This is a genomic window from Lysinibacillus sp. NPDC093688 (assembly GCF_050280145.1).
Taxonomy (GTDB): Bacteria; Bacillota; Bacilli; order Bacillales_A; family Planococcaceae; genus Lysinibacillus; species Lysinibacillus xylanilyticus_B.
Map to the genome: position 1 here is coordinate 67,690 of NZ_JBNNUX010000018.1, position 10,213 is coordinate 77,902.

At 39.9% G+C, this 10,213-nt stretch carries 9 protein-coding genes and 1 other RNA gene; 3 read left to right on the top strand and 7 right to left on the bottom strand.

What is annotated here, in order from left to right; translation table 11 throughout:
* Nucleotides 1-284 precede the first annotated feature (284 nt).
* Nucleotides 285-503, bottom strand: coding sequence for a hypothetical protein (locus ACQKN2_RS15160; RefSeq protein WP_427415679.1), 219 nt, complete (start codon nucleotides 501-503; stop codon nucleotides 285-287).
* 306 nt (nucleotides 504-809) lie between these two features.
* Here ACQKN2_RS15160 and ACQKN2_RS15165 point away from each other — a divergent pair, with 306 nt between their 5' ends.
* Together ACQKN2_RS15165 and ACQKN2_RS15170 are read left to right on the top strand one after the other, a co-directional pair.
* Nucleotides 810-1,064: a helix-turn-helix domain-containing protein gene (locus ACQKN2_RS15165; protein WP_427415680.1), complete on the top strand. Its 255-nt coding sequence runs from the start codon at nucleotides 810-812 to the stop codon at nucleotides 1,062-1,064.
* A gap of 97 nt (nucleotides 1,065-1,161) precedes the next feature.
* A complete protein-coding gene (locus ACQKN2_RS15170; protein WP_427415681.1) occupies nucleotides 1,162-2,334 on the top strand; it encodes a tyrosine-type recombinase/integrase in 1,173 nt (390 codons plus the stop codon).
* 134 nt (nucleotides 2,335-2,468) lie between these two features.
* Here ACQKN2_RS15170 and ssrA read toward each other — a convergent pair.
* The 5 genes from ssrA to secG all read right to left on the bottom strand — a co-directional run bounded on the left by ssrA (nucleotide 2,469) and on the right by secG (nucleotide 8,382).
* Nucleotides 2,469-2,824, bottom strand: a transfer-messenger RNA (tmRNA) gene (ssrA, locus tag ACQKN2_RS15175).
* A 321-nt stretch (nucleotides 2,825-3,145) separates the two neighbouring features.
* Complete coding sequence (smpB, locus tag ACQKN2_RS15180) at nucleotides 3,146-3,610, bottom strand: SsrA-binding protein SmpB (protein ID WP_427415682.1); 465 nt, start codon at nucleotides 3,608-3,610, stop codon at nucleotides 3,146-3,148.
* 307 nt (nucleotides 3,611-3,917) lie between these two features.
* Entirely contained in the window at nucleotides 3,918-6,488 is a 2,571-nt protein-coding gene (rnr, locus tag ACQKN2_RS15185; RefSeq protein WP_427415683.1) for a ribonuclease R, read from the bottom strand.
* A gap of 35 nt (nucleotides 6,489-6,523) precedes the next feature.
* Entirely contained in the window at nucleotides 6,524-7,270 is a 747-nt protein-coding gene (locus tag ACQKN2_RS15190) for an alpha/beta hydrolase (protein ID WP_427415684.1), read from the bottom strand.
* Nucleotides 7,271-8,154: 884 nt separating this feature from the next.
* Nucleotides 8,155-8,382: a preprotein translocase subunit SecG gene (gene secG, locus ACQKN2_RS15195; protein WP_323648313.1), complete on the bottom strand. Its 228-nt coding sequence runs from the start codon at nucleotides 8,380-8,382 to the stop codon at nucleotides 8,155-8,157.
* Between the two features lie 276 nt (nucleotides 8,383-8,658).
* Here secG and ACQKN2_RS15200 point away from each other — a divergent pair, with 276 nt between their 5' ends.
* Nucleotides 8,659-9,903, top strand: a complete 1,245-nt coding sequence (locus tag ACQKN2_RS15200) for a transglutaminase domain-containing protein (protein ID WP_427415685.1) — start codon at nucleotides 8,659-8,661, stop codon at nucleotides 9,901-9,903.
* 51 nt (nucleotides 9,904-9,954) lie between these two features.
* Here the strand turns inward: ACQKN2_RS15200 and ACQKN2_RS15205 are convergent.
* Nucleotides 9,955-10,213 (bottom strand): hypothetical protein (locus tag ACQKN2_RS15205; protein WP_427415686.1); only part of this gene is annotated, 259 nt, incomplete at its 5' end.

Here is a 10,213-nt window from a genome sequence, read left to right on the forward strand (position 1 = left end):
CTTCATTTCCTTATACGGAAGCTAGATTACAAAGTTAATTCGTTTTGTAAATTCACTACATAAAGCCGCTTTAGTCGCCCACATATGACTTAAACGAGGACTGTTTAGCAGAGTTAAATCATTTTTAAAAGCTTTTTCAATCCATCTAATTTAGCACAAAACTAAAAGCAGCTACTGAAACATATAAATGTTCTAGTAACTGCTTTGAGCTGTTGTCATTTTATAATTGCGTGTATATGTATTATCATTTTGAGTGCTTTTTGATTTAAAGTTGCGGGTTAATATCATTCCCAATTAGTACAACAATTAGGACATAGATAATCAGTTATAATGTCACGACTATCTGTTTCCATCCATTCTTCACATTTACCACAGTAAACTTTTTTTACAACATATTTTTCTAGTCTTGAAAATTCAATAACTTTTCCTGATTTGTCGTAATCTGAATTCATTACTATATGTTCATGTACTACTTCATTTTTTACTTCACCGTGAGTATGCAAATTAAAAACCTCCTAGATAGCAAAAATACTGTCTTTACATCTTTCATAGAAAAAACTCTTTTATGTAGGTTGAAATACACGAGCACTTCTTGTCCAATTTCAAGTGTGTATCGTTTAGATAATTTTAACATATTCTATCTTCTATTTTTTAATGCTTACTTAATTAAAAACAAAAAATGGGATATTCTTATAGACTATGATTTAAAAACAAGCATCAAATTGTAATTAACAATGCCCTTTTCGCCTCGTATAAATCTATAACAGCAATTAAATTGCGGGGATTAAATGAAAGAGGAGTATGTAAAAATGAATGTAAATTTAACAACTACTGAGATTGAAGAAATAGTTATAAAAGCCGTACAAAAGGCATTACAAGCCGCACAGCATGAATTTGTTGATAGTGGGTGGCTTTCATTAAAGCAAGGAGCTAAATACGCTGGTGTATCGTATAACACGCTATTAAAGTATCGTAAGTACGGCTTACAAGTATGTGAGATTGAAGGGATTAAGCGTATATCACGTAAAGAAATTGACCGCTTCTTTCAAGAACATAGCTTTTAATTAATAGTGGGATTTATCTTGTGATTCGTTATAATAATCATGAGGTAAATCCTCTTTTTAATCATTTGCCCCCGCAACTGATTCAGGAGGAAATACTATGACGAAAAAGAAAGTATCACCAATCAAAAGCTATAAGCTGAAAAACGGTGAAACACGATATGAGTTCCCTGCCTATTTAGGGATTGATCCATTAACCGGTAAACAGAAGCGCACAATGAAACGTGGCTTTAAAACACGTAAAGAAGCTGAATTAGCACTTGCACGTTTAAAGCTTGATGTAGCAAATGGTACGTACAAAAAAGAGCGTGCTGAAACATATCAAGAGGTTTACGATTTGTGGGTTGTTCAGTATGAAAATACAGTTGAGGAAAGTACATTCGTGAAAACAACTGGCATTTTTAAAAATCACATTTTACCTGTCATGGGGAATTACAAAATTGAAAAGCTCACGGTGGACATATGTCAAAAGCATATCAATGAGTGGGCGGGAAAATTGAAGAAGTTCCGTATAGTTAAATCATATGCCGCTAAAGTATTAGATTTTGCTATGAAGCGTGGATTTACTCAAACTAACCCTTTTGCACTTGTAGAAATGCCTACTAATCTAACCAAGAAAGCTAGCGTTACCAATGATGATGAAGATGAAAACTTCTATACACGTGAACAGCTTATTCAATTCCTTACATGCTTAGAGCAAGAGAGTAACTACAAAGCGTTTGCCCTATTCCGTTTACTAGCGTTTAGCGGTATGCGTAAAGGTGAAGCATTGGCACTGACATGGAATGACTTAATCTTCACAACAAACGAGCTACGCATTAATAAGGCCCTTTCAAGAGGAAAAGATAATCAGCTATATGTAAAGTCTACAAAAACAGGTGTTGCTCGTACTATTAAAATGGACGATAAAACACTGGCAATATTAAAAGAATGGAAGAAAAAGCAGAAGCAGGATTATTTAATACTAGGCTTCAATACAATGCAACCTAAGCAGCTTGTGTTTAGTAATGAACAAAATGAATATTTACAGCCAACGAAAACTCGTAAATGGATATTATATGTACAGAAGAAATATAACCTCGGTACAATTACAACGCACGGTTTACGTCATACTCATTGCTCATTGTTATTTGAAGCGGGTGCTAGCATAAAAGAAGTACAAGATCGCTTAGGTCATAGTGATGTACAAACGACAATGAACATCTATGCACACGTTACAAAGAAAGCGAAAGAAGAAGCTATACAGAAGTTCGCCAGCTACATTGAAATGTAACTTTCATGAATACGTTTTGACTACGTTTTTGACTACGTTCGTTTGATACTCAATGAAACTATATGACATAGTCAAAATAAAAAACCCTTGATATACAAGGGTTTTGACGTTCATTGAAATCCAATGAAATCGTATTATGGAGACGGCGGGAGTCGAACCCGCGTCCAGAAACTCCAATACTTCAGCTTCTACGCGTGTAGTTTGCCTATTTACAATTCACGTAACATTATGCCGACAAACAGGCGTCCTGTACGCTAACCTGGAAATCTCTTGTCGGTGACTCAGGTGGCACCATCGACCGTATCCCACTAAAGTTGGGCCCCACGTTCTCTACATGGGCGATAGAGAGGCAGAGCGCTTACGAGCTTACGCTGCGAAAGCTAAGTTTTGTTGTTTGCCAGTTATTATATAACTTCCGTTGTTGACGGAGCCGAGACCTCCGACGCGCGACCAAAGCTTGAACCATCCCTGTCGAATCCGTAACGTCCCCTTGAATATGAATCGAAGCACGTAGCTTCGTTCAAGCAAAGGAGCTAGAATTTCTTCTAGTACGGTGGGAGCTAAAAGTACGCTTCCATGTAATCTGGCATTCAGTAAACTTATTATAAAACAAATCTTGCTATAGTTCAAGTGTCCTGCCATAGCAGAAAAAATTGGCTAGTTCACAATGATTTTCTTATTTCATCATCTGCGGTAAGTTCTTTATTTTATTTTTAACTCAACATATTTTAGAACCTGCCCTTAGCATTCTATCCGTCCAAATATAAAAAGCTCACCATCTAAATATAGTGAGCTCTCTAACAATCTATGACTATTGATTTTTAGATTTGAAGGTACGTTCCATTTCGCGCTTTGCTTCTTTTTTGCGCATGTCGTTACGTTTGTCGTAATCTTTTTTACCTTTGCCGACGCCGATTAATAGTTTGGCATAGCCGTCTTTAATGTACATTTTTAACGGGACAATTGTGTAGCCGTCACGTTTTACGGCACCGACTAGCTCGCCAATTTGCTTTTTATGAAGCAGTAATTTGCGGGCGCGCAGTGGGTCATGGTTAAAGCGGTTGCCTTGTTCGAATGAGCTGACATGCATATTGTTGATCCAAGCTTCACCGCTGCGGATTTGTACATAAGATTCTTTTAGTTGAACCCTTCCTGAACGGATGGATTTAATTTCTGTGCCTGTAAGCACCATGCCCGCTTCAATTGTCTCTTCAATGAAGTAGTCGTGCCCGGCTTTTTTGTTTTGTGCTAATACTTTACCAGTACCTTTTGCCATATTATTCACCCTCTTCATCAATTATGCCTCGGCATAATTGCGTCCGGATTCGGCTTTGTGCTTGCACAAAGAACTCCTTTCCGATTCCGTGACATCCGCCGGAGGCTTTAACTTCTTTCAGCGGATGGTTGGACACCCACTGAAAAGAAACTTAAATCCGCATTCATCTCTCCACCATAGAGGTGGGAGACTTCTGCTGAAAGAAGTTAAAGGTTGAGCAGGGTCAACCTGCTTTTATTGATAAAGTGAAAGCACCCGCTTCAAATTGCTTTAAAGCACTAATGGTGCCTTCACCTCTACTTTCACTTTATTTACGTTTTGTTTTTTTCTTTTTGTTTTTCTTGGCGACGCCCTCGTAAAACTTTTGCTTTTGCTTCACGCCTTTTTTAGGGCCTGGGCTTGAGTTTGAGCCTTCTTTGCGGCGTCCTCGTGGATCACGGTCGTTTTCACGTCGTTCTCCTTGTCCGCCACGTCCTTCTTCATTGCGACCACTGCGATTGCCACTTCGGCCTCTTTCCTCTTCATTGCGACCACTGCGGCTGCCACTTCGGCCTCTTTCTTCTTCGTTGCGACCACTACGGCCTCTTTCTTCTTCGTTGCGACCACTACGGCTACCACGTCCGCCTCTTTCTTCTTCGCGACCACCTTTACGGCTATTACGGCCACCTTTGTTGTCGCTGTAATTTTTACGTGCGTGAATGACAGTAGGTGCTGCTTTTCGTGTTCGTCCATAAGACGTTACCATTCCGACGATTTCAAAGTCAACGGATGACTCCTCAATAACAACATTTGCTACACGGACTGTAACTTCATCACCAATACGGAATTGACGATTTGTACGCTCACCGATCATAATCATTTGACGGTCGTCAAAACGATAGTAGTCATCTGTCATATTGCTAATATGGACAAGTCCTTCGATCGTGTTTGGCAGCTCTACGAAAATCCCGAAGTTTGTAATCGACGAAACGATCCCTTCAAACTCTTCACCAATTTTATCGGACATGTATTGTGCTTTTTTCAGTGCGTCTGTATCACGTTCCGCATCAACAGCACGGCGTTCTCGTTCTGAAGTATGATCCGCAATTTCATCCATCGCCATACTCCACTGTGCAACTGTTTCTCTTGATGTATCTTTATTAATTAAATACGTTCGAATTAAACGGTGGACGATTAAGTCCGGATAACGTCGAATCGGTGACGTAAAGTGTGTATAGAAATCAGTTGATAAACCAAAGTGGCCTAAGCTTTCAGGATAATATTTTGCCTGTTGCATTGAGCGTAAAAGCATCGTTGAAATAACTGGCTCCTCTGGCATGCCTTCGATGGCTTTTAATACATCTTGTAAAGCTTTCGGATGTACTGTGTTTCCTGTACCTTTGATTAAAATACCGAAGTTCGTGACAAATTCAAAGAAGCGTTGCAGCTTTTCTGGCTTTGGATCTTCGTGAATACGGTAAAGGAACGGTACATTCATCCAATGGAAATGCTCTGCTATTGTTTCATTGGCAGCTAACATGAAATCTTCAATTAATTTCTCAGCTACTGTACGTTCACGTAATTCAATATCAACCGGCCAGCCATCTTCGTCCACGATCACTTTAGATTCTTTAAAGTCAAAGTCAATGGCACCGCGCATTTGACGTTTATTTCGTAAAATGTTAGAAAGCTCAGCCATATGTTTAAACATTGGTACTAGTGGCTCGTAGCGGGCAATTAGCGCTTCGTCTTGCTCCTCTAAAATTTTGTAAACGTCCTTATAAGTCATACGCTCAGTTGTTTTAATGACACTTTGGAATATTTCATGTGAAACTACATTACCATTTGCATCAATAATCATTTCACAAGATAGTACTAGACGGTCAACCTGTGGATTTAACGAACAGATTCCATTCGATAATCGATGCGGAATCATTGGGATAACGCGGTCTGTTAAATATACACTTGTCGCACGATCATAAGCTTCAATATCTATTACAGAGCCTTGTGTTACATAATAACTAACGTCTGCAATATGTACGCCAAGTTTATAAGTACCGTCTCCATTTTTCGTTACGGTTACAGCATCATCCAAGTCCTTCGCATCAGCTCCATCGATTGTCACAATCGTTTCGTGGCGTAAATCACGGCGACCTTCTAAATCTGCCTCTGTAATTTCATCTGGCACACGTTGCGCAGCGGAAACCACTTCGTCTGGGAATTCAGGTGGAATGTCGTGCTTATATAAAATAGATAGAATATCCACACCTGGGTCATTTTTGTGCCCTAAAATTTTCGTAATATAGCCTGTTGCTGATTTTAAATCCTCTGGCCAAGTAGCTATCTCCACGACAACCTTGTGTCCGTCGACAGCTCCTAACGTATCTCCTTTTGCAATGAAAATGTCCATCGGTAGTTTTTTATCGTCTAACACAACAAAGCCGAAGCCTCGATTTGCTTGGAACGTCCCAACAAAACTTGTTTGCCCACGTTCCACTACCTTTGTTATAGTTCCTTCACGGCGATCACCGAATGATTCCTTTAACACACGGATTAACACCGTATCGCCATTAATCGCACCATTTACTTCATGTGGTGGAATGAAAACATCATCCATTCCCTCAACATCAGGTGCCACAAAGCCAAAGCCTTTCGCATGTCCGATAAATTTACCTCGAAGTAAATTCATACGCTCTGGCAGGCCATAACGATTGGAGCGAGAACGTACAACTAAGCCTTGCCCCTCCATACGTACTAACGTTTTCACTAATTCTTTAAATTCGTCAGCATCCTCAAAGCCAAATAAGTCCTCGATTTCGCCAACTGTTAATGGTTTATATTCTTCTCCACCGAAAAAATCGAGTAAACGACTTTGTAGTGTATCTTTCTGGTCTTTCATAATTTCCCTCCTTCATGAGAAAATCCTTATATGTTTTATTGTGCCCAATTTAGGCTTTCTAAAAAGCAATAAATATCTTCATGTAACTGATCTTTTTCTTGATCTAACGTAATAACATGTTTTGAGTTTTCATACCACTTGATTTGTTTTTCAAGTGACTCAGTTTGATTATATATAATGTTGGCAGATTCTGTCTCAATTACCTCATCATTTGTCGCTTGTACGACAAAAATTGGTGCATAAATCATGTCAATTTCCTGACGTGTCCGAGCAATAAACTCTCGCAACTCTTGTAGAGATGGCATGCCCTTTTCAGCAATTAACGCAACCTCAGCTTCGATTTGTGCCTCATCTATACCTTGGAACTTTTTGTAGTCCCTCGCATATCTCAGTACACCTTCAAACATGACGTCTGTTGTACGCATCGTCATCGGGGCACACATTGTCACTAACCCTTTCACTGGGTTATTCAGCGCAACGTTTAAAGCCATGACACCACCCAATGACAAGCCAGCAACCGCAATTTCCTGATAGCCCGCGTCCTGTAACTGTTTATACGCGGCTACGGCATCCTGCCACCAATCAGCAGGACTTGTTGTAATAAGTTCCTCAGGTTCCACACCGTGACCTTTATAATGAGGTGCTAATGTAGTATACCCTTTTTTCTCTAAAAATCTACCAAGCATGCGCACATCCGCCGAGCTTCCCGTAAATCCATGCAATAATAAAACTGCTCGAGGTCCTGCTTGAAAGAAAAAAGGCTGTGATAACGATTTTTTCATTGCGAGCTCTCCTTCATCCAAATACATACTATACCTATTATAGCCATACTGAAGCTTCCTCAAAAGCTTTGGGGGTCGGTTTCTTCTGTTGCTATAGGAGAATCCTCTGAAAACACTTGGAGGATTTCATGATTCGCGGGGATTTGTTTTGCTTCCGCGGGTATTTCCTCTGCTTTCGCGGGTATTCGCTCTGCTTCCGCGGGTATTGCTTTGCTTCGCGGGTATTTCCTCTACTTTCGCGGGTATTCGCTCTGCTTCCGCGGGTATTCACCTTGCTTCCGCGGGTATTTCCTCTGCTTCCGCGGGTATTCACCCTGCTTCCGCGGGTATTTACCTTGCTTCCGCGGGTATTCACCTTGCTTTCGCGGGTATTCACCTTGCTTTCGCGGGTATTCACCTTGCTTTCGCGGGTATTCACCTTGCTTTCGCGGGTATTCGCTCTGCTTCCGCGGGTATTTCCCCTGCTTCCGCGGGTATTTCTCCTGCTTCCGCGGGTATTTCTCCTGCTTCCGCGGGTATTCACTCTGCTTTCGCGGTTATTGCTTTGCTTCGCGGGTATTTCCTCTGCTTCCGCGGGTATTTACCCTGCTTTCGCGGGTATTCACCTTGCTTTCGCGGGTATTCGCTCTGCTTCCGCGGGTATTGCTTTGCTTCGCGGGTATTCACCCTGCTTCCGCGGGTATTCGCTCTGCTTCCGCGGGTATTCACCCTGCTTCCGCGGGTATTTCCCCTGCTTTCGCGGGTATTCACCTTGCTTCCGCGGGTATTTCCCTACTCTACTCAAGTATTCACATTACTGTCCTAACAATGTATGTACGTTCAAATAGTTAGTACTATAAAAGAAAACGCCCAACCAGTAAGGTTAGGCGAAATATCTTCAACTATTAGATTTTTGTAATAGCAAGTGCTAGAACAAAGAATAATATTGCTAACACTATTGTTGTACGGTGAAGGATTAGATCCATACCGCGTGCTTTTTGCTTTCCGAATAGTTGTTCAGCTCCACCCGAGATGGCACCTGACAAGCCTGCACTTTTACTAGATTGAAGTAATACTGCAACGATCAACGCTATTGAAACGATAACTAATGAAACTAATACTACTGTATGCATTCACTGCACCTCCCGAACTTCGAACATCACAACATATCATATTATAACAAAAAAAGGTTCTCTTGACAAACTGAGATTAATAAATGCCCTCATTCGCCCTATATCGGTCAGTTTTTCCAAAATATAGAACACCACATTCCTACCATATTACCCTATAATAGTTAAAAGCGAGACCTTCACTAAAAAATAGGAACATATCCATTTTTATAAAGTCGGAACGGAAATCAACCCACGTTTTAGTGACGATCAAAAAATATAATAATAATGGGAGGAATTATGAAAAAGAGTATATTGTTGATTTTTTTACTTATTATTTTAAGCATGCTTAGCGCTTGCTCAGCTGCTATGAAGGGCTTCGAAGTACTATTACAAGACGAACTTGAATCAGAAGAAGAGGTCTCTATGGACCCTAAGGAGCTTGCTAGCAAAGCCCCATCAGCTGAGTTTTCTGCGGAAGACCTTTTTTCAACGACATTATTCAAGGAAGATCCTGCTATGTTGCAGTTTTCTAAAAAAATAGAAAAACATATTTCAACTTTTGACCCAAACTTTACAGTCATGTATAGAGGAAAATTAGATTGGGATACATTTGAAGAACAAGTAAATGATCTTTATAACATACTTAATTTTGTTAATCCATATACAACAGGCTATATTCAAGAATATAACTGGGAAGCATGGGAAGTAGATAATGGGTACGAAGTAGAGTTTGACTTTACATATATTACAGATGCCAAGAAGGAAAAGAAAATTGACGCTTATGTTCAGGAATTTGCTAAGAAATTTATTACAGATGACATGGATGATTTTCATCGTGCTAAAGCCGTTAATGACTTTGTCGTACAACTAGCCACTTATACTGATAAAGGTGATTCACAAGGGCAATCGGTTTATGAATTAATTAGTAATGAAACTGGTGTTTGTCAAGCTTATGCACTATTAGCCTATCGTTTATTTTTAGCGGCTGGTCTTGATGCTAAATATGTATATGGTTATAGCGATAATCAGCTTCACGCATGGAATTTAGTAAGTGTTAATGGTGATTGGTATCATATTGACACGACTTGGAATGATATTACTCCTATTGAGCCTTATGCTATTTCCTACGCATATTTTTTAGTGAATGACGAGAAACTAAGTGAAGACCATGTATGGGCAAATGAAAACTATTTTGCTGCTACAAGCAATGCGTACGATTTCATGCATGATATGTGGTACGCAGATACCATTGGAAATGTTATTTATTATAATGACATGAACGATAATATGGTATACGCCTATGACTTAGCAGCAAAACAAAATAGGCAAGTTACAGAAACAGCCTGCTACTACTTGGCGGCTTTTGAAGATGCTATTTATTGCAGTGATTATGATAATGCCGGCTTTTTAACGAAAATATTTATAAACGATGGTTCAGAAGAAGTGTTATTAGAGGAAGAGGTTTTAAACTTGTTCGTTGATGACAAAGGGGTTTTAATTTACGAAACCATTGACGGTGAAAAACATTCACAAACTTTATAGCGAATTCTAGAATCTGCAAGCTTCCATCAATTAATGGATAGTAAGCAGATTCTATTTTCTCCTTTTGTCGCTCATCACCAAAATGTGGGAGTGATTTCCGTTCTGACTTGGCGCTTTGTTGCTGACGCTTCGCTTTCGCACAGATAAAACATTTGTTGCTGACGCTTCGCTTTCGCACAGATAAAACATTTGTTGCTGACGCTTCGCTTTCGCGCAGATAAAACATTTGTTGCTGACGCTTCGCTTTCGCACAGATAAAACATTTGTTGCTGACGCTTCGCTTTCGCGCAGATAAAACATTTGTTGCTGA